Raw genomic sequence first — 23,112 nt, forward strand, 5'->3', positions numbered from 1 at the left:
TCGGCTCGTTCTGACCCACCTCTCATCGGGCCTTCATGATCCGGGCGGACCTTGGACCCATGAGCGACCAGCACCGCACCTCCGATGAGCAGACCACCCCCGGTTCGTACGGCTACGCGGGCTGGGAGGCGCCGCAGCCGCCCCCGCCGGGCCAGAACCCCTACGACGCGTCCCGGGACGAGGCACCGACGGTCCGGATCGTCGAGGGCACCGTCGTCGAGCACGGCACGTACAGCCACTCGGAGCCCGGGCGGCCCGACCTCGGCCACCCCGAGCCGTCGGCCCCGTCGGCCCTGCCCGGCTTCGGCGGGGGCGAAGACGGGGGCGATCACGGAAGCGGACACGGCGGCGGACACGGGGACGGACACGGCGGCGAACCGCCCATCCCGGCCGAGCCCGGCGCCACCGCCTCGCCCGGCGGGCACGCCCGGCGCGGACTGCTGAAGGGCCGGCTCGCCCTGGTCGCCGCCGTGGCCACCATCGCCGCCCTGCTCGGCGGCGTCGCCGGCGGCGTGATCGCGGAACGGCGGGACAACTCCGCCGCCGGCAGCTCCGCCACCATCGTCAGCCCGGTCTCGATCAACTCGAACGGCACGGCCAACATCTCCGCCATCGCGGCCGCCGTCTCGCCGAGCACCGTCCAGATCGTCGTCAAGACCAGCTCCGGCACCTCGACCGGCACCGGCGTGATCCTGACCTCGACCGGCCAGATCCTCACCAACTTCCACGTGATCTCCGGCGCCGTCAACGACGGCGGCCAGATGACCGTCACCTTCAAGGACGGTTCCACCGCGAGCGGCTCGGTCACCGGCACCGACAAGGCGCTGGACGTCGCCGTGGTCACCGCCTCCGGGGTCAGCGGCCTCACCCCGGCCGTCCTCGGCAACTCCGCGAACGTCGCCGTCGGCGACCAGGTGGTGGCGATCGGGAATCCCGAGGGCCTCACCGGCACTGTCACCTCGGGCATCATCAGCGCCGAGAACCGCCAGGTCAGCGTGCAGGTCGACGAGGGCACCACCCGCAGCAACGGCGGCTTCGGCTTCCCGAACCTGCCGGGCATGAACGGCTTCGGCGGACGCTCCTCCGGCTCCTCCTCCAGCTCCTCGGGGGACACCGCCACCTACAAGGCCTTCCAGACCGACGCCGCCCTCAACCCCGGCAACTCCGGCGGCCCGCTGATCAACGCCAACGGCCAGGTGATCGGCCTCAACTCCGCGATGTACTCCTCCAGCAACTCGGGCTCCGGCGCGGACTCCAGCAGCGCCGGCAGTGTCGGCCTCGGCTTCGCCATCCCGATGAACGACATCAAGCAGGTCCTGCCCAAGCTCCAGGCCGGCCAGACCGTCTGACCCGCCCCTGGTTCCGCCCGCCGTACCGTCCCGGGCGCCCGGACGACGGACAATGGCAACACCTCGACCCGCAGCACCTCCCGCAGCACACGGACTCAGAAAGGGCCCGCGCCCATGACTCCCCCCGCCGACGACCGCACCCCCGCCGAGGGCCTGGGCGCCCCCGCCCGACTGCTCGTGGTCGACGACGAGCCCGCGCTGCGGGACGCCCTGGAGAGCAGCCTCGCCTTCGAGGGCTACGAGGTCACCACCGCCACCGACGGGTACGAGGCCCTGGACGCCGTCGAACGCGACCGCCCCGACCTGGTGCTGCTCGACATCATGATGCCCCGGATGGACGGTCTGACCACCGTCCGCCGGATGCGCTCGCGCGGCGACACCGCGCCCGTCCTGATGCTCACCGCCCGCGACGCGGTCGGCGACCGGGTCACCGGTCTGGACGTCGGTGCCGACGACTACCTCGCCAAGCCCTTCGAACTCGACGAACTGCTCGCCCGCGTCCGGGCCCTGCTGCGGCGCAACGCCATCGCGGCGGAGGCGGCCCGGGCGGCGGTCGAGGAGGACGACAGCGAGGTGCTGGCCTTCGGCGAGCTGCGGATGAACACCGCGACCCGCGAGGTCACCCGCGACAGCAAGCCGATCGAGCTGACCCGCACGGAGTTCATGCTGCTGGAGATGTTCCTGTCCCACCCGAGGCAGGTGCTGACCCGTGAGCAGATCCTCAAGGCGGTCTGGGGCTTCGACTTCGAACCGTCCTCCAACTCGCTGGACGTGTACGTGATGTACCTGCGGCGCAAGACCGAGCAGGGCGGCATGCCGCGCCTGATCCAGACCGTCCGTGGCGTCGGCTACGCACTGCGGGCAGCGACCGGCGTCTCGGCGTGAGACTCCGGCACCGACTCACCGGCTGGTTCCGCGGGCGCTCCCTGCGGAGCCGGCTCGCCATGCTCACCGCGGCGGCGGTCGCGGTGGCCATCGCGCTCTCGGCGCTGGCGTGCTGGTTCCTGGTCAGGGACCGGCTGTACGGCCAGGTCGACGCCAACCTCGCTCTGGCTCCCGCCGATGTCCGCGCCAACGTGATAACGCCGGAGCGTACCCCCTTGACGCTCGCGGGCTGTGACTCCACGGTCAAGGGAGCGGTGGACGCGGCCGAGACCGCAGCCCTCACGCTGGAGTCCGAAGCCGGATCGGGCCCCATCGGCGGCCGTGGCGGACCCACCCAGTGGAACACCGAACTGCTGTCATCCTCCGGCCGCATCTGCATGCTGGTGTCCGGCCAGATCAGGGGAATCACACCTGCGGCATCCGACCTCAAGGCGCTGTCCCTGGGCAGGCACAAGGTCACGTACCGCTTCGGCAGCTTCTCCGACGGGACACCGGCCAGAATCCGGCTGAACAGCTGGACCGGCACGATCACCGACCCCTCACCCAAGTCGACCAGCGGGACGTACGTCGTGCTGACCGCGACCCCGATCAGCTCCGTCCAGGACTCCCTGCAACAGCTGGGCCTCATCCTGCTGGGTGTCTGTGCGCTCGGCGTGGTCGGGGCCGGGATCATCGGGCGGATAGTCGCCCGGTCCGCGCTCAAGCCGGTGGACGACCTCACGGACGTGGTCGAGCACATCGCCCGTACCGAGGAGGTCGGCTCGACCATCCCCGTGCACGGGAACGACGAGATCGCCCGGCTGGCAGCCTCGTTCAACTCGATGAGCACCGCGCTGGCCAACTCCCGGGACCGGCAGACCCGCCTGATCGCCGACGCCGGGCACGAGCTGCGGACGCCGCTCACCTCGCTGCGCACCAACGTCGACCTGATGATCCGCAGCGACGACACCGGCCGCCCGCTGCCGCCGGCCACCCGCACCAAGTTGCTCGGCAACATGAAGGCCCAGATGCAGGAACTCACCCTCCTGATCGGCGACCTGCTCCAGCTCTCCCGCCCGGACTCCCCCAAGCCGGGGCAGAACCGCACCGTCGTCGCCCTGCACGAGATCGCCGACCGGGCGGTCGAGCGGGCCCGGCTGCGCGGGCCCGGGCTTGCCTTCGAGCTGGCCATCGAGCCCTGGTACGTCCACGGCGACGCCGCCGCCCTCGAACGGGCCGTGATCAACCTGCTGGACAACGCGGTCAAGTACAGCCCGCCCGGCGGCGCCATCCAGGTGGCCCTCCACCAGGGTGTCCTGACCGTCCGCGACCACGGCCCGGGCATCCCCCCGGACGAACTCCAGTACGTCTTCGACCGCTTCTGGCGCTCCCCGTCCTCCCGTCAGCTCCCCGGCTCCGGCCTCGGCCTCTCCATCGTGGCCCAGACCATCCGGGACACCGACGGCGAAGTCACCCTCGGCCCGGCCACCGACGGCGGCCCGGGAGCCCTGGCCACCGTCCGCCTGCCGGGGCAGGCCGACGTGCCGCAGTAGCGGTGACGGCGCGATCGACGTCCACAAGCACTCCGGCACCGCTCGCGCCACCGCCGACGTCTTCGGCTACTTCGCCGGCCACTGACGCCGGCACGGCGTGAAGAGGGCGGGCACCCGGTCGGGCGCCCGCCCTCAATCGTTGCCGCCGCTTCCTCTGCGCGCCGGTAGGGCCCTCCGCGCGCCACTCCGTTCGAGTGAACAGAATCGTTTCTTCGGTTCAACGGCCTCAAAAGCCTTGCAAGGCTCCGCGCCATGAGCAACGAGATCACCAGCAAAGCCGACCTTCCCGCCCAGGCGACGTCCGCAGGTCTGCCCTCGGGCTACACGGACCTGCTCAGTGACATCAAGGCCGAGATCCACACGGCACGGATCCGAGCCCGTCGCATCGTCAATACCGAGTTGGTCCACCACTACTGGCGGCTGGGCCACCTGATCGTCCTCCGGCAGGAACGGGAAGGCTGGGGCTCCAAGGTCGTGGACCGCCTGTCCACCGATCTGAGGACCGCATTTCCAGAACAGCGAGGACTCTCCCGCCGATCTCTCATGTACATGCAGAAGGCAGCTCGCGGCTGGCCCGACGGAATTGTGCAGCAGCCTGCTGCACAATTGCCGTGGGGGCACATCATGGTCCTGCTGGACACCCTCGACGACCGTCCGACCAGGGACTTCTACGCCGCCCAGGCCGTGCAGCACGGCTGGTCCCGGGCCGTCCTCGGCAACATGGTGTCCAGCCAACTCCATCTCCGGCAGGGGATGGCCCTCAGCAACTTCGACACCACCGTCCCCGAGGGTTCCGACCTGCTGCGCGAGATCACCCGTGACCCCTACCTGCTCGACTTCACGCACGTGGGCACCGACCACGCCGAGCGGGACCTGGAGGACGCACTGGTCGACCAGGTGGTCCGGTTCCTGCAGGAGCTCGGTGTCGGGTTCGCGTTCGTCGGGCGGCAGTACCCGTTGCAGGTCGGCGGCCAGGAGTTCCGGATGGACCTGCTCTTCTACCACCTACGCCTGCACCGGTACGTGGTGATCGAGCTGAAGACCGTCCCTGCACAGCCTGCCCATCTGGGGCAACTGAGCTTCTACACCGCCGTGGTGGACGACAAGGTCCGCGACCCGTCGAGGGACGACGCCACGCTGGGCATCCTGATCGCCGCCGACCGCAACAGCGAGGTCGTGCAGTACGCGCTGCGCGGCAGTACCCAGCCGATGGCGGTGAGCACCTACGAGACCCTGCCTCCCGAGATGCGGGCCCTGCTGCCGACCGATGCCCAGCTGACCCGGGTGACCCACGAGGTGTTGAAGGCCAGGGCGTAGGCGCCGACGAAGCTTTCGGATGCGTGCACGCGGTTCTCCTCCCAGCCTCCGGCCGGGAGGTGCCCCACCCGCCGCCGCTCCTGCTTCGGGCGGCCGTTCAGACCCCCGGCTCCGCCGCCAACTGGGCCTCTGCGCGGTGGCGTTCGAAGACGGCGTCCTCCGTCATGGCGCGGTCGGTGTAGACCAGGGGGCGTTCGGCCTCGGTGATGATGTGCTTGACGACTTGGACGTTGCCGTTGACGTCCCAGACGGCGATGCCCGGGGAGAGGGTGGGGATGATCTCGACGGCCCAGCGCGGGAGGCCGAGGACGCGGCCGGTGGCTCTGGCCTCCTCCGCCTTCTGCATGTAGATGGTGCGGGTGGAGGCCATCTTGAGGATGGCGGAGGCCTCCTTGGCCGCCGCGCCGTCGACCACGTCGGAGAGGTGGTGGACCACGGCGACGAAGGAGAGGCCCAGGCGGCGGCCGAACTTCAGGAGCCGCTGGAAGAGTTGGGCCACGAACGGGCTGTTGATGATGTGCCAGGCCTCCTCGACCAGGAAGATCCGCTTCTTCCGGTCGGGACGGATCCAGGTGTGCTCCAGCCAGACGCCGACGATCGCCATCAGGATCGGCATCGCGATCGAGTTGCGGTCGATGTGCGAGAGGTCGAAGACGATCAGCGGGGCGTCCAGGTCGATGCCGTCCGTGGTGGACCCGTCGAACATGCCGCGCAGGTCGCCGTCGACCAGCCGGTCCAGCACCAGTGCGACGTCGAGACCCCAGGACTGGACGTCGTCCACGGCGACGCCGAGCGACTCGACGGAGGAGAGCTCGGGGCTGCGCAGGGTGTTGATGATGTCGTCGAGCACGGGCTGACGGTCCGTCACCGAGGCGATCACGTGGGCGTGTGCGGCCTTCAGGGCGAAGCCGGCCCGCTCCTCCAGCCCCCGCCCCATCGCGACCTCGATGATGGTGCGCAGCAGTGACAGCTGGCCGGTGGTGGTGATCGCCGGGTCGAGCGGGTTGAGCTTGACGCCGCCGTCGCGGGCGGCCATCGGGTCGAGCCGGATGGACTTTATCCCCAGCGCGTTGGCGATCAGGTTCCACTCGCCGACGCCGTCCTCGCCCTGCGCGTCCAGGACCACGACCTGCCGGTCGCGGAACCGCAACTGCCGCAGCACGTAGGTCTTCTCCAGCGCCGACTTGCCGTTGCCGGACTCGCCGAGCACCAGCCAGTGCGGCGCGGGCAGCTGCTGCCCGTACAGCTGGAAGGGGTCGTAGACGTACCCCTTGCCGCTGTACACCTCACGACCGATGATCACGCCGGAGTCGCCCAACCCCGGTGCGGCGGTGGGCAGGTAGACCGCCTGGGCCTGGCCGGTGGAGGTCCGGACGGGCAGCCGGGTGGTCTCCACCTTGCCGAACATCAGGCTGGTGAACGCGTCGGTGAGGTTGCCGATCGCCATGACGGGGGCCTCCGGGAGGGGTCAGCGGCGGATGCCGGTGGCGAACGGGAGGGTGTTGACGAAGGCCCGGTGGTGCTCGCGGTCGCACCACTCCAGCTTCAGGTAGCTCTTGCCCGCCGAGGCGCGGATGGTGCGCTTGTCGCGGGCCAGCGCCTCGGGATTACGGGAGGAGACGGTGATGTAGCCGACCAGGTTGACCCCGGCCGCGCCGGAGGCCAGGTCGTCGCCGCGCTGGTCGACCCGGCCGGTGTGGGCCAGGTCGCGCGGGTCGACCGTGCGGTTCATCTTGGCGGCCCGGCTGGACTCGGCGTCGTCGTTGGTCTTCTCGGTGAGCATCCGCTCGATCGCGACGTCGGTGGGCTCCAGGTCCATCGTGACGGCGACCGTGCGGATCACGTCGGGGGTGTGGACCAGCAGCGGCGCGAGGAAGTTGACACCGACCGGGGTCAGCGGCCACTCCTTGATCCAGGCGGTGGCGTGGCACCAGGGCTCCCGGGTCACCGACTCGCGGGTCTTTGCCGTCAGGAACTGCGGGTGGGTGGCGTCGAGTTCGGCCGGCCAGGCGTTCCGCTGGGACATCGCCTGGATGTGGTCGATCGGGTGGTCGGGGTCGTACATCGAGTGCAGCAGCGAGGAGAGCCGGGCATGGCCCAGCGGCTGCCGGACCCGGATGTCGGCCTCGGCCAACCGGGCGCAGATGTCGGTGAGTTCGCGGGCCATCACGGCGGCGAGGCCCTCGTCGTCGCGGGTCCGGGCGCTGCCCGCCGTCCGGCCCATGGCGTGCGCCTCGGCGGCGAGGTCGCGGTTGTAGTGCATGCAGGCGACCAGGTAGGCGCGGTGCTGCTCCGAGGAGGTGGACACCATCGACTGGAGCTGGTCGTACGAGTCCTGGAGCCAGCCGGGGGCCGCGGTGTCCCCGCGCCGCTCGACGTCCTTGGCGTGCGCGTCCGGGTCGGCGGGCAGGGTGCGGGCCAGGATCTGGAGCCGGGTCACGAAGCCGTCGCCGTTGGCCACGTGCTTGAGCAGCGTGCCGAACCGGTCGACCAGCGCCTCCTGGTCCTCGGAGTCGCGCAGGCCGACGCCGGGCCCCTCGATCTCGATCGCGGCGGTGACCGTCCGGCGCTCCAGATGCATCAGCACCCCGACCTCGTCCGGGCCGAACGGCGCGGAGAGCCAGCGCAGCCGCCCGACGCCGGGCGGCGGGCCGACCTCGACCTCGCGGCCGTCCAGCCGGGTGCCGGCGTCGATCACGTCCGACTTCCAGACCGCGCGCCCGCTGCGCACGGTGCGCCGGTACGTCCGGTTGATCTCCACCCAGCGGTAGAAGGTGCGGCGGCGGTACGGCACGTAGACCGCCATGATGGCGAGCAGCGGCAGCCCGACCAGGCCGGCGATCCGCAGCGGCAGGACCGGCATCAGCAGGCCCCAGAGCATGCCGAGGAACGCGCCGAAGATGATCAGCACGATCTCGCCGGACTCCCGGTTGCGGCCGATCGGCGCGTTCGGCCGGGACTTCCCGATCAGATAGGTGCGGCGCTGGTGCACGTACGGCTGGGCGTACTGGGCGCCGTAGCGGCCGAGCGGTTCGCTGCTCACTTACCCGTCACCCTCCCTTCCCTGGATTGCTGGTCACTGGCGGGGCCTGCGGCGGAGGGACGGGGGTGCGGGTGGCGTGCGCGGCGATGCCGGGAGCGACCGAGCCGCCGCCCGCGCCGCCGCCGGAGCCCGAGGCGTTCGCGGTCTCCGCGCCGCCGCGCGAGCCGTGCGCGCTGATGCCCTGCTTCACCAGGTTGGCCGGTCCGTTGATCATCGCCGATCCGGCCGAGACCGCGCTCGCGCGCGCCGACCGCATGTGCAGCAGTTCGTCGCCGAAGCCGGGGACGAAGCGGTAGACCGAGGCGCTGGCGAAGATCGAGAGGAACAGGATGGCCAGCCCGGACAGCACCGTGGAGAAGTCGTTGCTCGCGCCGGCTCCGGTGGCGACCGCGCCGGCCAGCCCGAGGATGATCACGATGATCGGTTTGGCCAGGTCGACGGCGATCATCACGCCGGCCCAGCGGCGGACGTGCTTCCAGAGCTGCTTGTCGACCAGCCCGGCGTACACGGCGGTGCCGAGCAGCGCGCCGACGTAGAGCATCGCGGCGCGGATCAGCAGCTCGATCCAGAGCACGGCGGCGGCCAGCACCGCGACCAGCGAGACGATGATCAGGATCAGCGGGCCGCCGCCGATGCTGCCCTTCTCCAGGGTGTCCGCGAAGCCGCCGAGGTAGGTGCCGGTGTCGGACTTCGTCCCGGCCGCGATCGCGGTGGTGAGGCCGTCGGTGACGTTGACCACGGTGTAGAGGATCAGCGGGGTGAAGGCTGAGGCCACCACGGTGAGCCAGAGGAAGCCGACCGCCTCGGAGAACGCGGTGGCCAGCGAGGCGCCCCGGACGGCGCGCTTGGTGACGGCCAGCAGCCAGAGCACCAGGGTGATGACGGTCGAGCCGGCGAACACCACGGCGTACTGCTGGAGGAACGCGGCGTTGGTGAAGTCCACCTGGGTGGTGCCGTCGATCGCGCCGGAGAGCTGGCGGACCAGCCAGGCCGCGCCCTGGGCGCAGTCCTTGGCGAGCGCGCCGAGCGGGTCGGTCACGCTGGCGACCGGGCCGCTGCCGGGGATCGTGACCACCCCGGACGGGACCCCGCACGCCTGGCCGGCCGACGGGATCGGCAGGTTGATCTTGCAGCTCGGACTGGGGCTCGGGGTCGGGTCGGCGAAGGCCTGACGGGCCGCCATCAGCACCGTCAGCTGGAACACCGCCAGCGCGCCACCGAGCGCGCTCGCTCTGCCGAGGAAAGCTCGGTACCTGCCGTCAGCGGGCATAGCGGAAGCCTCCGAAGTCCTGGACGGCGCGGGTGATCTCGTCGGCGGTGGCGGCCTGCTGGTCGCCGGGAACGGGGGCCGGGCCGGACTGCTGGCTGAAGTCGGTCAGCTTCCAGTCGCTGCCCGTCCAGCGCAGGGTGACGGTCAGGGTGTACCAGCTCTGGGAGACGGGCTGGGTGGAGTGCTCCCCCGCGAGCCCGACCAGGCCGGTGCACCAGACGTCGACCTTGGTGGCGGTGTCGGCGGAGTTGGTGGTCCTGGTGCCGACCGGGACGGTACGGCTGACGAAGGTGAGGCCCTTCGGCGCCCTGCCCTGGGCGTCCAGGCCGAACTTGGCGGCGGTGTCGGCGCTGAACGCCTGGTCCAGCCTGGCCTGCAGGCCCGGTTGGACGGTCGGGTCGGCGACGGTCGCGACGACCGTGTGCCGGGCGTCGGCGCGGAACATGTCGGCCGAGCCGAGCGCGACGGCGTAGTTGGCGGCGGCCGACTGGGCGCCCTGGTCGGTGTGCGGGTACCCGCTGCCGATGCCGTTGGTGGTCGTGGAGACCGGCTCCTGGCCGCTGGGAGCGGTGGCGGCCGCGCTGCCGGGCGCCCCGGAGGGGACGGCCTGGTCGGCGGAGGTGGCGCGGCCCGGGTGGGGCTTGCCCCGGTTGGCGATCGAGATCGCCAGCACCAGCAGGGTCACCACCACCAGGACCGTGAGCAGCGTGCGCAGCGGGCGGGACTGACGCCCGGTCGGCTGGTAGACGGACTGCTCGCCGACCGGCAGCCGCGTACGGGTGTGCGGCTGGTCGTCGGACACCGGCACGGCGGCCCTCCTGGTACGGGGGAGCCCGGGCGGGCCCCGCGGTCGGCTGCGCATCCGTCCGGATGCGCGACAGCCCCGGCGGAGCGGCCGGGCCGCACCGCCGGGATGACTATCTGATCGTCAGATAGCCATGCCGTAGACAATGGTGAACAGGGTGCCGAGCGAACCGATGATGAACACGCCGGTCAGCCCGGCGATGATCAACCCCTTGCCCTGTTCGGCGCTGAAGGTGTCCCGCATGGCGGTGGCGCCGATCCGCTGCTTGGCGGCGCCCCAGACCGCGATGGCGAGGCAGCCGAGGATGGCGACGGCCATGACGACCTCCACCATCGTCCGGGCGGAGGAGCCCAGGCTGGAGAACGGCCCCCAGTCCGGGGCGATGCCACCGATGATGGTGTCGATATTGGCCTTTTTGGGTGGGTCTGCGGCCAACTGGCCGATCAGCTTGCTGTCCACGCTGCTCAGGTTCATTTCCATCTCACCGCCCGATCACCAAATTCAAGGCCCCACAGCACGGTTTCGCGAAGAGCCGGGACCTATTCTTGGCCAGATCTGATGTCGACTTGGCTACTTCTCGCGGATTGGTCGTGCGGACTGGGACACGTACGACAGGATGTCCACCGTACGAAGGATACCGCTCACTCTTTGTATCGGCGATGATTGCGTTGAGCAACGCCTTCCATAACGCTGACAACTGACGCCACGTCGGGATGGTGCTGATGGTACTCCGGAAGGCAGGCACTGCCGCCGCCGCTGCGGGCTTCGTGGCCGTCGCTTTCACCGGCCTGCTCGGGGTCGGCACCTTTGCCGCGAGCGGCAGTTCCCAGGCCTCCGGCAACAATGCGGCCCTCTCCAGCGGGACGGTACCGGCCCAGTACCAACCGCTGATCCAGAAATGGGGCGTGCTCTGCCCCGAGATCTCCCCGCCGATGCTCGCGGCCCAGTTGTACCAGGAGAGCGGTTTCGACCCGTCGGCCCGCAGCCCCGCCAAGGCCTACGGCATGGCGCAGTTCCTGGAGAGCACCTGGGCGACGTACGGCGTGGACGCCGACGGCGACGGCAAACGCGACATCTGGGACCCGGCCGACGCCATCGCCTCCGCCGCGAGCTACGACTGCGCCCTCGCCAAGGACGTCGCGAGCGTCCCGGGCGACCGGCAGGCCAACCTGCTCGCCGCCTACAACGCCGGGCCGTACGCGGTCATCCAGGCAGGCGGCGTCCCGGCCTACCAGGAGACGCAGGGCTACGTCCGCAACATCAAGTCGCTGGCCCTCAGCTTCACCGCGCCGACCAGCTCCGTCGCGCTCTCCGCGCAGTCCGCCGGGGCGATCTACTTCGCGCAGAACGTGCTCGGCACGCCGTACCTGTGGGGCGGCGAGGGCCTGGCCTCGCAGGGGTACCGGTTCGACTGCTCGGGGCTCACCGAGCAGGCCTTCGCCAGCGTCGGCATCACCCTGCCGCGCGTCGCCAACGACCAGTGGTACGCCGGCCCGCACCCGTCCCGCGACCAGCTGCGCCCGGGCGACCTGGTGTTCTTCGCCAACGACCTGACCGACCCGCGCTCCATCCACCACGTCGGCATCTACGTCGGCGGCGGGTACATGATCGACGCCCCGCACACCGGCGCGGTGATCCGCTACGACACCATCGATCAGAAGGACTACATCGGCGCCACCCGGGTCACCTCCGACGGCGCCGAGGCGCTGCCGGTACGCGGCAAGGACGGGTCGATCACCTCCTCGGCCGGCGCCGCCGGCCAGCCGGCCCCGGGCGGGCCGACCGCCCCGGGTCAACCGGCCGCCAAGAACTGACCGCCGGGCCGCCCGGGGTGCGGGGGCACCGTGGGCGCAGTGTGGGAGCGAAGTGGACAGTCAGTCAAGTTTCCATAACAGCGCGTTTCCGTGGAACCCTGTGTCCCGCAGGTGACGTTGTGTCCGGTGGTGCACGACGCGATGTGTGTCACCAGCAACAACGAACCGATGTTTCGCCCAGTGCGGACCACAAGGGAGGTGCGGCGTGTCGACGCTGCTTGCCGACACGTCCGGCCCGGATCTCAGCCTGCTCCGTGCCGTGAACAACCTGGCCAAGTCCTCCCCCGGCTGGCTGGACAGCACCGTCTCGCTGATCGGCGAGTACGGCATCCTGCTCGGGCTGGCCGCGCTCTGCGCCGTCGGCTGGCTGCAGGCCCGCCGCAGCCCGAAGGGGCCGACCGCGGTGGCCGCGGTGCTCTGGGCCCCGCTGGCGGCCGCCCTCTGCGAACTGGCCAACCTGCCGATCTCCTCGATCGTCGACCGGCCGCGCCCCTTCGTGGACCACCCCGACCTCGACGTCCTGGTGAGCGGCAAGGCCGGCACCCTGTCGTTCGTCAGCGACCACTCGGCGATGTCGATGGCCATCGCCATCGGCCTCTACCTGGCCAACCGGCGGCTCGGCATGATCGCCGGTGTCCTCGCCCTGCTCCAGGGCTTCTGCCGGATGTTCATGGGCGTCCACTACCCGACCGACGTGATCGGCGGCTACGCGCTGGCGGCGGCCGTGGTGCTGCTGCTCGCCCCGATCGCGATGGCCGCGCTGGTACCGCTCTGCCATGCGGCGGCCCGCACGAAACTCGGCCCCCTGCTGGTCGCCGACCCGCCGACCACGACCGGCGGCAGCCGCGGCCGCCGCCGCCGGGGTACGGCTCCCACCGAGGACCCGGGACAGCGGTCGGACCTCGCGGCCTGAGCCTCCGTCGGTAGGAGGCCGGCCCTCTGTCCCTCGGGGAGCCCTGCGGCGGGGTGGCGCTAGTCGTCGGGGTCGGCGAGGTGGTCGGCCGCGTCGCGGCGGGCGCGGTCGCGCGATCTGCGGGCCGGGGCGAACCAGCCGCAGGTGCAGGTGGCGGTGCAGAAGGAACCGCGCTCCTCGATGGTCACCTGGTGGACGGACGTCTGGGCTGCGCCGGGACAGGCCGGCAGCTCGCTGGACACGTGCCTCACCGTAGCCCGGTTCGCACCCGGCGCGCGACGAGGTCCGTACGCCGGGAGCCGCGTAACCGTCCCCGCTCCGGCTCGTTGGAGGGTGAAGAGCTCTGCCCACCCGGGGTGGTGGCTTGCCGGGCACCGGGCCCGAGGGGGTTGTGTCGATCGTGAAGAGTCCGAAGCACCCGGCCACGGCGAAGCCGCTGCCGCAGGCCGCCCGCGCCGCCACCGCCGTGGCCGTGCTGGCCGCCGCCCTCACCGCCTGCGGCGGCGCCTCCCAGCCGTCGAGCGTGTCCGCGGACCAGCTCTCGGCCGACCCGCTGACGGCGGTGCGCAGCGCCGCCGACATCACCGGGCGGACCGGATCGATCCACGCCACCACCCAGCTGACCACCGAGGCCGGCGACAAGAAGACCTCGTTCACCGGCGCCGGCGGCTACGACTACGTCCAGCGGATCGGCAAGCTGGAGGTCGACGTCCCGGCCGGGTCGCCGGCCTCCGGCAAGATCACCGAGGTGCTGCTGCCGGGCATCGTCTACCTGCAGAACAGCGCCGCCAAGATCCCCGAGGGCAAGTGGGTGAAGCTGGACGTCCGCCAGCTGCCCGACGGCAACCTGGTGAGCACCGGCGCCACCGACCCGGCGAGCGCGACCGGCGCGCTGCGCGGTGTGCAGAAGGCCGAGCTGGTCGGCAGCGAGACGGCGGACGGCCTGGAGCTCAAGCACTACAAGGGCACCCTCGACCTGGCCAAGGCCGCCGAGGCGACCGGCGGGCGGGCCGCGGACGGGCTGCGGATGGCCGCCCAGACCTTCACCGTCAAGGACGTCCCGTACGAGGTCTGGCTCGACCAGCAGGGCCGGGTGCACAAGGTGGTGGAGAACTTCGGCTTCGCCGGGGTGGCCGGCTCCAAGGATCCGAAGGACCTGGTCAAGGTGGTGTCGACGGTCACCCTCGCGGACTTCGGCAAGCCGGTCGACGTGGTCGAGCCGTCCGCCGCCGACCTGTACACGGTGCCGTCCCAGTCGCCCTCCGCCGCGGCTGCCAAGTAGCGGCGGCCGGCGGGCCGGGCCGGGGGCCGACCGCAGCCGAAATAGTTCCTGCGGCAACAGAGATGACCCGTCCGTGCCATGGGGCCCGGGGCGCCCGCTGCCTACGCTGGACCCGGGGGCCGCTGCCCCGTTTCCGGGCACGGTCGGAGGGGGTGGTTGGCAGATGGTCGCATCCTCGGAAGCCCGCAAGGGCGGCCACGACCAGGCTGCGCTCGACGAGATCGAGCTGGCGGGCGAGCTGATGATCGCCGCTACCGCCAGCGCCGAGGAGCGGCTGGCACCCGAGCGGATCGACGAGGTGCTGCTCGACCACGACGAGGCAGGCACCGGCCCCGAATCCGCAGGGTGACGGCCCGCCAGGCGCCGCCCGGTTACCCCGTACGGGCGGCAGCGGTCGTCCCGGGGGTGCAAAGCGGGCACAATCCGGCGGAGGTTCCGTCAGACTGAGGGCTCTGCTCTGCACGCCGCCGTGCAGACCCGGCCACCAGGTCTGCGCACCGTCCGGAAGGGGAACATCCGGTTCTACGGCGTCACCCCGTTTGCGTGGTTGGGACGGAGTGCGCCTAGCATCGTTCAGTCCCTACCCCGCACATCGGAGATTTCCGTGCGTTTTAGCCTGACCCCGAAGGAGACGAGCTTCTACGACATGTTCGCCGCAGCCGCGGAGAACCTCGTCGTGGGATCGAAGCTCCTGCTGGAACTGCTGGGTTCAGACCTGTCCGGCCGCGCGGAGATCGTCGAGCGTATGCGCGCTGCCGAGCACGCCGGCGACGACACCACCCACGCGGTGTTCCACCAGCTGAACTCCTCCTTCATCACGCCCTTCGACCGCGAGGACATCTACAACCTCGCCTCGTCGCTGGACGACATCATGGACTTCATGGAGGAGGCCGTCGACCTGGTCGTGCTGTACGACATCCAGACCCTCCCCAAGGGCGTCGAACAGCAGATCGAGGTGCTGGCCCGGGCCGCCGAGCTGACCGCCGAGGCGATGCCCAACCTGCGCAGCATGTCGAACCTCACCGAGTACTGGATCGAGATCAACCGGCTGGAGAACCAGGCGGACCAGATCCACCGCAAGCTGCTCGCCCACCTCTTCAGCGGCCAGTACGAGGCCATCGAGGTGCTCAAGCTCAAGCAGGTCGTGGACGTTCTCGAAGAGGCGGCCGACGCGTTCGAGCACGTGGCCAACACGGTGGAGACCATCGCCGTCAAGGAGTCCTGACCAGCGTGGACATGGCAGCACTCATCGTCGTCCTCGGCGTGGCGTTCTTCTTCACCTACACCAACGGCTTCCACGACTCGGCGAACGCCATCGCCACCTCGGTCTCCACCCGGGCGCTGACCCCGAAGGCCGCGCTCGCGATGGCCGCCGTGATGAACCTCGCCGGTGCGTTCCTCGGCAGCGGCGTGGCCACCACCGTCTCCAAAGGCCTGATCGACACACCGAGCGGCAGCCAGGGCATGACGATCCTGTTCGGCGCCCTGGTCGGGGCGATCGTCTGGAACCTGGTCACCTGGTACTACGGCCTCCCGTCCTCCTCCTCGCACGCGCTCTTCGGCGGGCTGGTCGGAGCGGCGCTGGCGGGCGGCACCGGCGTGATCTGGCACGGTGTCATCGAGAAGATCATCATCCCGATGTTCCTGTCGCCGGTCGTCGGCCTGGTGGCCGGCTACCTGGTGATGCTGGCGATCCTGTGGATCTTCCGCCGCGCCAACCCGCACAAGGCCAAGCGCAACTTCCGGGTCGCCCAGACCGCGTCGGCCGCCGCCATGGCCCTCGCGCACGGTCTGCAGGACGCCCAGAAGACCATGGGCATCGTGGTGATGGCCCTCACCATCTCGGGCCACCAGCACGGCAACGCGATCCCGATCTGGGTGAAGGTCTCCTGCGCGACGATGCTCTCGCTGGGCACCTACGCGGGTGGCTGGCGGATCATGCGGACGCTCGGCCGCAAGATCATCGAGCTGGACCCGCCGCAGGGGTTCGCCGCGGAGAGCACCGCCGCGACAATCATGTACATCACCTCGTACGTCTTCAAGGCGCCGATCTCCACCACCCACGTGATCACCTCGGCGATCATGGGCGTGGGGGCCACCAAGCGGGTCCGCGCGGTCCGCTGGGGAGTCGCCAAGAACATCGTGATCGGCTGGTTCATCACGATGCCGGCCGCGGCGATCGTCGCGGCGGCGGTCTACTGGATCACCCACCTGATCTTCTCGTAGTCGCGGGGCAGCTGTGCGGCTCAGCTGTGCAGCTCGCCCGAACTTGCACTGTCCAGGGGCGCGTGGGGGCACCTCCCGGCCGAAGGCTGGGGGAGAACTGCGCGAGAGCGGAAGGCACCGGACCGTCACTCCCGATTCGCGCAGTTCCCCGCGCCCCCAGGGGGTCGGCCCTATCTGTCGGGGCAACCCAGCGGAGCGTGCGGCAGCGCAGCTGCCGGATTCGCGCCCCAGGGGGTCGGCCCCGACTGTCCGGCGGAGCCACATGGCAAGGGCCCGCCCCCACGTCTCGGGGGCGGGCCCTTTCGTACTCCGCGGCGGCACCGCCATGCAGCGCCACGGAGCAGCAGGTGGGGGTACCGCGGTTTAGCCGAAGCGGCCGGAGATGTAGTCCTCGGTGGCCTGGACGGACGGGTTGGAGAAGATCCGCTGGGTGTCGTCCAGTTCGACCAGCTTGCCGGGCTGGCCGACGCCGGCCAGGTTGAAGAAGGCGGTGCGGTCGCTGACGCGGGCCGCCTGCTGCATGTTGTGGGTCACGATCACGATGGTGAACTGCGACTTCAGCTCGCCGATCAGGTCCTCGATGGCGAGGGTGGAGATCGGGTCGAGGGCCGAGCAGGGCTCGTCCATCAGCAGCACCTGGGGCTCGACCGCGATGGCGCGGGCGATGCAGAGCCGCTGCTGCTGGCCGCCGGAGAGGCCGGCGCCGGGCTTGTTCAGCCGGTCCTTGACCTCGTTCCAGAGGTTGGCGCCCTGGAGCGACTTCTCGACCACGCCCTCCAGCACGGACTTCTTCTTGACGCCGGCCAGCCGCAGCCCGGCCGCGACGTTGTCGAAGATCGACATGGTCGGGAAGGGGTTCGGGCGCTGGAAGACCATGCCGACGGTGCGGCGGACGGCGACCGGGTCGATCGAGGAGCCGTACAGGTTCTCGTCGTCCAGCATCACCTTGCCCTCGACCCGGGCGCCGGGGATCACCTCGTGCATCCGGTTCAGGGTGCGCAGGAAGGTGGACTTGCCGCAGCCGGACGGGCCGATGAAGGCCGTGACCGAGCGGGGTTCGACGGTCATCGAGATGTCCTCGATGGCCTTGGTGGAGCCGTAGTAGGCAGACAGTCCGCTGACGTCGATGCGCTTAGCCATGATCTTTCGTCTTCTCTCGTCTTCTCGGTCGTACGTCAGTCGGTGTCGTCAGTGTCCGGCCTTGGGCGAGCGCCAGCGTGCGATGCCCCGGGCGATGAGGTTGAGCCCCATCACGAAGGCGATCAGCACCAGCGCGGCGCCCCAGGCGCGGGCATAGCCGAAGGAGTTGTTGACCGAGGCGTACTGCTGCCAGATGAAGAGCGGCAGGGACTGCTGCGGGCCGTTGAACGGGTCGGTGTTGATCGCGTCGGCGCCGAAGACCAGCATCAGCACCGGAGCGGTCTCACCGGCGATGCGCGCCACCGCGAGCATCACGCCGGTGGTGATACCGCCGATCGCGGTCGGCAGGACGATCCGCAGGATGGTCTTCCACTTCGGCACGCCGAGGGCGTACGAGGCTTCCCGCAGCTCGTTCGGGACGAGCTTGAGCATCTCCTCGGTCGAGCGTACGACGACCGGCATCATCAGGATGGCGAGCGCGAGGCTGCCGGAGAAGCCGGAGAAGGCGAAGCCGAGGAGGATGTTCCAGACCGAGAGGACGAACAGACCGGCGACGATCGACGGGACACCCGTCATCACGTCGACGAAGAAGGTGACGACCTTGGCCAGCCGGCCCCGGCCGTACTCGACCAGGTAGACGGCGGTCAGCAGACCGATCGGGGCGGCCATCGCGGTGGCCAGGCCGACCTGCTCCAGCGTGCCGATCAGTGCGTGGTAGATGCCGCCGCCGGGACCGGACTGGACGACGTTGCGCATGGAGTGGGAGAGGAAGTTCCCGTCCACGACGCTCGCGCCCTGCTGGACGGTGTAGACCATCAGCGAGATCAGCGGGACGACGGCGAGGATGAAGGCGACCCAGATCACCGAGGTGGCGAACCGGTCCTTGGCCTGCCGGTGGCCCTCGATCCTGGCCGAGAGGCCGTAGCTGAGCGCCAGGAAGAGCAGCGCGGCGATCAGACCCCACTGGATGTGGCTGGTGAGCCCGGTGCCCGCGCCGATCGCGCAGCCGAGCGCGATCGAGAGGACGGCGACCACGGCCGGCGCCCACTTCGGCAGCCGGGCGGTGGTCAGGTTGCGGCTCAGCTGCGGCAGGGCCGGAGCATCCGTGATGGCGGTCATGCGTTGGCCCCCGAGTACTCCTTGCGGCGCGCGATGATCAGTCGGGCGGCGCCGTTCACCACGAGGGTGATCACGAACAGGACGAGACCGGAGGCCATCAGGGCGTCCCGGCCGAAGGGCATCGCCTCGCCGAACTTCAGCGCGATGTTCTGGGCGAAGGTGCCGCCGCCCAGGTCGAGCACGTGCAGCGACAGGACGCTGCTGGTCGAGAGCACGGTCGCGACGGCGATGGTCTCACCGAGCGCGCGGCCGAGGCCCAGCATCGAGGCCGAGATGATGCCCGGGCGTCCGAACGGCAGGACGGCGGTGCGGATCATCTCCCAGCGGGTCGCGCCGAGGGCGAGAGCCGCCTCCTCGTGCGCCCGGGGGACCTGCCGGAAGACCTCGCGGGTGACCGCGGTGATGATCGGCAGGATCATGATCGCCAGCAGCACGCCGACGGTGAAGAGGTTGCGCGGGCTGACCCCGACCTGGGTCTGCTTGAACACGTAGGTCCAGCCGAGGTACTGGTCCATCCAGGCGGTCAGGCCGGCCATGTGCGGAACGAGGAAGAGCACTCCCCACAGGCCGTACACGATGCTGGGGACGGCTGCCAGCAGGTCCACCAGGTAGGCGAAGGGCTGGGCGATCCGGCGCGGCGCGTAGTGCGAGATGAAGAGTGCGATGCCGATGGCGACCGGGACGGCGATCGCCATCGCGATGACCGCGCTGACGATGGTGCCGAAGGCCAGGACGGCGATGCCGAAGACGGGCTTGGCCGCGTCCGGGCTCCACTCGAAGGTGGTGAAGAAGTTCGCCTGGTCCTTGCTGACGGCGAGCCAGGAGCGGTAGGCCAGGAATCCGGCGATGGCGGCCATGATGACCAGCAGCAGGATGCCCGAACCCCGGGACAGGTTGAAGAAGATGCCGTCGCCGATCCGGCTGTCGATCCGGCTGCGGCGGACCCTGCCCTGTGGCTCGGCAGGCGGGGATGAAGTCATGGTGGTGTTCTCCGGTCTGGTGGTGCTGCCCCGCAGGGGGACGGCACCATGGCGGCGGTGCCCCGGACTTGTGGTGGTGTGACCCGGCAGAGCGGCCCCGCCCCCCCTTCGGGGGCCGCTCTGCCGGTCGTTCAGTCGGTCCTGCGGCTCGGCCGCGGGCCGGGCTGGATCAGGCGAGGGTCGGGATGACGGCCTGCACCTTGGAGGCGAGCTCCTTGGGCAGCGGCACGTAGCCCTTGTCGCCGATGGCCTGCTGGCCCGCGTCGCTGATCGTGTAGGTCAGGAAGGACTTCAGGGTGTCCAGCGTCGCGGGGGCGTTGCCCTTGTCGCAGACGACCTCGTAGGTGACCAGGACGATCGGGTAGGCACCCTCGGCCTTGGTCGCGTAGTCCAGGCTCAGCGTCAGGTCGCTGCCGGTGCCGACGATCTTCGCGTTGGCGAAGGTGGTGGCGGCGTTGACGGCGGTCGCGTCGACCGGCTTGCTGGCGCCGGTGGCGATCGAGGCGCTGGTCAGGTTGTTGGTCTGGGCGTAGGAGAGCTCGACGTAGCTGATCGAGTTCTTGACCTGCTTGACCTGCGCGGAGACACCGGCGCTCTGCGCGGCGGACTGGCCGCCCGTGCCCGCCCAGGTCTTGCTCGGGGCGTGGGTCCAGTTGCCGCCACCGGCCTTGGAGAGGTAGGTGGTGAAGTTCGCGGTGGTGCCCGAGTCGTCCGAGCGGTGGATCGCCTGGATCGGAGCGGACGGGAGGGTCACGCCCGGGTTCAGGGCGGCGATGGCCGGGTCGTTCCAGGTGGTGATCTTCGAGTCGAAGATCTTCGCGATGGTCGGACCGTCCAGGACGAGGTTCTTCACGCCGTCCACGTTGAAGACGATGGAGACCAGGCCGGCCACCATCGGCAGGTCGATGCCCTGGCCGGTCTTGCAGACCGCCTTGGACGCGTCGACCTCGGTCGGCTTCAGCGCCGAGTCGGTGCCCGCGAAGGCGACCTTGCCCTGGTTGAACTGCTGGACACCGGTGCCCGAACCGCCACCGCCGTAGGTGATCGTGGTGCTGGAGCAGGCGCTGCCGAAGGCGGCCTTCCAGACATCGATCGCGTTGCTCTGCGCGGTGGAGCCCGAGGCGAGCAGCTGGCCGCCCTTGCCACAGGCGATCGCGGCGGCGGAGGTACCCGCGGAGCCGGAGGGCGCCGGGGTGGGGTTGTTGTCGGAGCCGCAGGCAGCGAGCGACAGCGAGCTGACGAGCGCCATGGCACCGATTGCGAGGGCCTTGGTGCGGCCGTTCCGCTGGAGCTTCACAGGGTGTCCCTTTCTGTGGCACAACCCGCGCGCTGCCGGGCCGGAAGTGGCTCGGTGGCACAGGTTTTGCTGTGGTCCGGGGCCTGTTCGGCCCGCCGGTAACCTCGAAGTTAGGCGGGGCAGGTGACGCGTCAGCCGGTCGCAAATGAACGGGGGGTGAACCTCGGACGGATGGCAGGAAACTAGGCCCGGTAGTAACGGTTGCGTCACGGGCAGAGCGCGGCAAGGTCACCCGCAGGCAAAGACCGACCGGCCCGCCGTGGTCCGGTCATGTCACCCCCGGGCCCGGTCCCTGTCACGCCCGGTCGGACAGCAACTCCAGCAGCGCGTCCACCAGCTCGCGGTCGCGCTCGTGCGTCAGCCGGGCCCGGGCCTTCCGCGGCGCGAGCCACTCCAGCCGGTCCACCTCCCGGTTGGGCGTGAACGAGCCGCCGGTCGGCACCGCCGCCCAGTAGCGGACCTCCTTCGGCCGCCCCTGCGCCAGGTAGTGCTGGGCGGGCAGCTCCTCCCCCAGCACACAGCTCAGCCCGGTCTCCTCGCGGACCTCGCGCAGCGCGGCCTCCTGCCAGCCCTCGCCCGGGTCGAGCTTGCCCTTGGGCAGGCTCCAGTCGTCGTACTTGGGCCGGTGGATCAGCGCCAGCCGGGGCTTCTTCCGCCCCGTCCCGTGCTTCTTCGGCGGGCCGGGCACCCAGAGCACCGCCCCCGCCGCCAGGATGGTCTGCCCGCGCCGGACCGCCTTCGCCACCTTCGGACCCTTCGACCCCTTCGACCGGTTCCTGACGCTCTTCCCGCTCTTGCCCCGCTCCGTGCGCTCCGGGCGTTCCGTGTGTTCTCTGCGTTCCGTACGCTTCGAGCGCTGCGGTGCGCTCAGGCGGTCGCCCATTCATGCCATCCGTGGTGCGGGAGATTCGGCCACTGGCGGCCGAAGGCGTACCTGGCCGCCTCCACCTCCAGTCGCTGATCAGCATGCACCACGCCCAGCACGTAGGCCGTGGCCGGGGTGATCCGGGGCGTCCGGGCCGCCGTGGCGACGGTGACGGCCGCGTCGGCGGCCTCCTGGTGCCGGTCGAGCGTCCGGTCCAGTGCGTCGAGCTCCTCCGACGGCGCGCCGCAGACCTCCAGCGCGTACCGGGCCCGCTTCGCCAGGATCCGGACCCGGTGCCACGGGGCGTCGTCCGCCGCCACCACCGCGTCGGCGTCGCCCGCCGCCGCCCGGGCCGGGCGCTCGGCAGCCCGGGCCGAGGGCAGCGCCGGCTGTGACGCGCCGAGCCGGTGCAGCCCCTCCCCGCCGTACGGGGTCGCGGCGCGCAGCAGCGGCAGCTGGTGGGCGCCGGCGGTGAGCGCGGTGAGCGCGGCCGCGGCCTGCGGCATCAGCTCCTCGGCAGGCTGGCCGGCGGCCCCCGCCAGCAGCGGGACGTCACTGGCCAGCAGGGTCATCCGGTCCGCCAGCGCGTGCAGCCGGGACGACCGCAGCTCCTGCAGCAGCATGGTGTGCGCCCGGGTGCGCGCCAGTGTGAGCTGGCGTTCCAGCAGCGCGCGGGCCTTCGGCGCGCCCGCGTGCCCGGCCAGCATGCCGGGCCCGGCCGGGTCGGTCTCGCTCAACGAGTCCAGCGCCGCCAGCAACCGGACCGCCCGCCGCAGGTACGCGGGCTCCTGCGCGAGCAGGTCGAGCAGCCAGCGCAGCTCCGTCCGGGTCTCCTCCGCCCAGCCGCAGTCGAAGGCCGCCGCGAAGGTGTGCAGGGCCCCGCCGATCCGCCGGACGCACCGCAGCAGCTCCGCCGTACCCGCCGCACCGGCCCCCGCCGCAGCCGCCGACCGCTCGCCCGGTCTCGACCCGGCCTCCCCGACCGCCTGCGGCAGGGCGCGCAGGAACGCACCGGCCTGGGCGGTGAGGTGCCCGGAGAGGACCTCCCCGACGGTGCCGGCGCTCGCGCCGGCGCTCGCCACGGTCCGAGCCGTCATCGGCGATTCGGTCATGACAGGAAATCCTCGTCCCCCGAGGGCCGTCCGCCCGGGAAGGGTGTCCCGGGCGGACGGCCGACTGCTGGTGGGTGGTGTTCAGCTGGGTGGTGCTCAGGGTGGCGGTGCTCGGTGTGCGGTGTGCCGGGCCCGGGGTGTGCTCAGTGCCCGGTGCTCAGCG

The 23,112-nt window shown here is 70.8% G+C and carries 22 protein-coding genes; 10 read left to right on the forward strand and 12 right to left on the reverse strand.

The features are described from left to right. Positions 1-59: 59 nt before the first annotated feature. The 4 genes from ABD330_RS11785 (at position 60) to ABD330_RS11800 (ending at position 5,083) form a co-directional block, all read left to right on the forward strand. Positions 60-1,349, forward strand: a complete 1,290-nt coding sequence (locus ABD330_RS11785) for a S1C family serine protease (RefSeq protein ID WP_344463785.1) — start codon at positions 60-62, stop codon at positions 1,347-1,349. A 114-nt stretch (positions 1,350-1,463) separates the two neighbouring features. After that, on the forward strand, positions 1,464-2,234 hold the full coding sequence (locus ABD330_RS11790; protein WP_344463787.1) for a response regulator transcription factor: 771 nt from the start codon (positions 1,464-1,466) through the stop codon (positions 2,232-2,234). A gap of 59 nt (positions 2,235-2,293) precedes the next feature. After that, positions 2,294-3,766, forward strand: coding sequence for a HAMP domain-containing sensor histidine kinase (locus tag ABD330_RS11795; RefSeq protein ID WP_344463789.1), 1,473 nt, complete (start codon positions 2,294-2,296; stop codon positions 3,764-3,766). 252 nt (positions 3,767-4,018) lie between these two features. After that, positions 4,019-5,083, forward strand: a complete 1,065-nt coding sequence (locus ABD330_RS11800) for a PDDEXK nuclease domain-containing protein (protein WP_344463791.1) — start codon at positions 4,019-4,021, stop codon at positions 5,081-5,083. Between the two features lie 97 nt (positions 5,084-5,180). On the opposite strand, the gene ABD330_RS11805 is transcribed toward ABD330_RS11800, so the two are convergent. The 5 genes from ABD330_RS11805 to ABD330_RS11825 form a co-directional block, all read right to left on the reverse strand. Next, positions 5,181-6,530 carry an ATP-binding protein gene (locus ABD330_RS11805; protein ID WP_344463793.1) on the reverse strand — a complete coding sequence of 450 codons (1,350 nt, stop codon included), beginning with the start codon at positions 6,528-6,530 and terminating at the stop codon, positions 5,181-5,183. 21 nt (positions 6,531-6,551) lie between these two features. Next, positions 6,552-8,126 (reverse strand): SCO6880 family protein, encoded by a 1,575-nt coding sequence (locus ABD330_RS11810; RefSeq protein ID WP_344463795.1) that lies wholly within the window; start codon positions 8,124-8,126, stop codon positions 6,552-6,554. 7 nt (positions 8,127-8,133) lie between these two features. Further along, positions 8,134-9,396, reverse strand: coding sequence for a hypothetical protein (locus tag ABD330_RS11815; protein WP_344463797.1), 1,263 nt, complete (start codon positions 9,394-9,396; stop codon positions 8,134-8,136). Next, positions 9,386-10,204 carry a hypothetical protein gene (locus tag ABD330_RS11820; RefSeq protein WP_344463799.1) on the reverse strand — a complete coding sequence of 273 codons (819 nt, stop codon included), beginning with the start codon at positions 10,202-10,204 and terminating at the stop codon, positions 9,386-9,388. The genes ABD330_RS11815 and ABD330_RS11820 overlap by 11 nt, the downstream gene beginning before the upstream one ends. 120 nt (positions 10,205-10,324) lie before the next feature. Then, positions 10,325-10,675 carry a hypothetical protein gene (locus ABD330_RS11825; protein ID WP_344463801.1) on the reverse strand — a complete coding sequence of 117 codons (351 nt, stop codon included), beginning with the start codon at positions 10,673-10,675 and terminating at the stop codon, positions 10,325-10,327. A gap of 248 nt (positions 10,676-10,923) precedes the next feature. Between ABD330_RS11825 and ABD330_RS11830 the strand changes: the two genes are divergently transcribed. Beyond that, the gene (locus tag ABD330_RS11830) at positions 10,924-12,015 is read left to right on the forward strand and encodes a C40 family peptidase (RefSeq protein ID WP_344463803.1); all 1,092 of its coding nucleotides are present in this window, start codon (positions 10,924-10,926) and stop codon (positions 12,013-12,015) included. 205 nt (positions 12,016-12,220) lie between these two features. Next, positions 12,221-12,928, forward strand: coding sequence for a phosphatase PAP2 family protein (locus ABD330_RS11835; protein WP_344463805.1), 708 nt, complete (start codon positions 12,221-12,223; stop codon positions 12,926-12,928). 59 nt (positions 12,929-12,987) lie between these two features. On the opposite strand, the gene ABD330_RS11840 is transcribed toward ABD330_RS11835, so the two are convergent. Then, positions 12,988-13,170 carry a hypothetical protein gene (locus ABD330_RS11840; RefSeq protein ID WP_344463847.1) on the reverse strand — a complete coding sequence of 61 codons (183 nt, stop codon included), beginning with the start codon at positions 13,168-13,170 and terminating at the stop codon, positions 12,988-12,990. Between the two features lie 158 nt (positions 13,171-13,328). Here ABD330_RS11840 and ABD330_RS11845 point away from each other — a divergent pair, with 158 nt between their 5' ends. From ABD330_RS11845 to ABD330_RS11860, 4 genes are all read left to right on the forward strand, one after another. After that, positions 13,329-14,210, forward strand: coding sequence for an SCO4651 family lipoprotein (locus ABD330_RS11845; protein WP_344463807.1), 882 nt, complete (start codon positions 13,329-13,331; stop codon positions 14,208-14,210). 163 nt (positions 14,211-14,373) lie between these two features. Next, positions 14,374-14,559: a hypothetical protein gene (locus ABD330_RS11850; protein ID WP_344463809.1), complete on the forward strand. Its 186-nt coding sequence runs from the start codon at positions 14,374-14,376 to the stop codon at positions 14,557-14,559. Between the two features lie 255 nt (positions 14,560-14,814). Beyond that, positions 14,815-15,435 carry a DUF47 domain-containing protein gene (locus tag ABD330_RS11855; protein ID WP_344463811.1) on the forward strand — a complete coding sequence of 207 codons (621 nt, stop codon included), beginning with the start codon at positions 14,815-14,817 and terminating at the stop codon, positions 15,433-15,435. 5 nt (positions 15,436-15,440) lie between these two features. Then, positions 15,441-16,436, forward strand: a complete 996-nt coding sequence (locus tag ABD330_RS11860; protein ID WP_344463813.1) for an inorganic phosphate transporter — start codon at positions 15,441-15,443, stop codon at positions 16,434-16,436. 363 nt (positions 16,437-16,799) lie between these two features. Here the strand turns inward: ABD330_RS11860 and pstB are convergent, their stop codons facing one another. The 6 genes from pstB to ABD330_RS11890 form a co-directional block, all read right to left on the reverse strand. Then, positions 16,800-17,576, reverse strand: coding sequence for a phosphate ABC transporter ATP-binding protein PstB (gene pstB, locus ABD330_RS11865; RefSeq protein WP_344463815.1), 777 nt, complete (start codon positions 17,574-17,576; stop codon positions 16,800-16,802). Between the two features lie 48 nt (positions 17,577-17,624). Further along, positions 17,625-18,695: a phosphate ABC transporter permease PstA gene (gene pstA, locus ABD330_RS11870; RefSeq protein WP_344463817.1), complete on the reverse strand. Its 1,071-nt coding sequence runs from the start codon at positions 18,693-18,695 to the stop codon at positions 17,625-17,627. Further along, entirely contained in the window at positions 18,692-19,675 is a 984-nt protein-coding gene (gene pstC / locus ABD330_RS11875; protein ID WP_344463819.1) for a phosphate ABC transporter permease subunit PstC, read from the reverse strand. Before pstC ends, pstA begins: the two co-directional genes overlap by 4 nt. Before the next feature lie 169 nt (positions 19,676-19,844). Further along, positions 19,845-20,972, reverse strand: a complete 1,128-nt coding sequence (gene pstS, locus ABD330_RS11880) for a phosphate ABC transporter substrate-binding protein PstS (RefSeq protein ID WP_344463821.1) — start codon at positions 20,970-20,972, stop codon at positions 19,845-19,847. Between the two features lie 295 nt (positions 20,973-21,267). Further along, positions 21,268-21,717 (reverse strand): NUDIX hydrolase, encoded by a 450-nt coding sequence (locus tag ABD330_RS11885; protein WP_425555506.1) that lies wholly within the window; start codon positions 21,715-21,717, stop codon positions 21,268-21,270. A 122-nt stretch (positions 21,718-21,839) separates the two neighbouring features. Continuing rightward, the gene (locus tag ABD330_RS11890; RefSeq protein ID WP_344463823.1) at positions 21,840-22,949 is read right to left on the reverse strand and encodes a CHAD domain-containing protein; all 1,110 of its coding nucleotides are present in this window, start codon (positions 22,947-22,949) and stop codon (positions 21,840-21,842) included. Positions 22,950-23,112: the final 163 nt, after the last annotated feature.

Origin of the sequence: Kitasatospora kazusensis (genome assembly GCF_039529945.1) — a bacterium.
GTDB lineage: Bacteria > Actinomycetota > Actinomycetes > Streptomycetales > Streptomycetaceae > Kitasatospora > Kitasatospora kazusensis.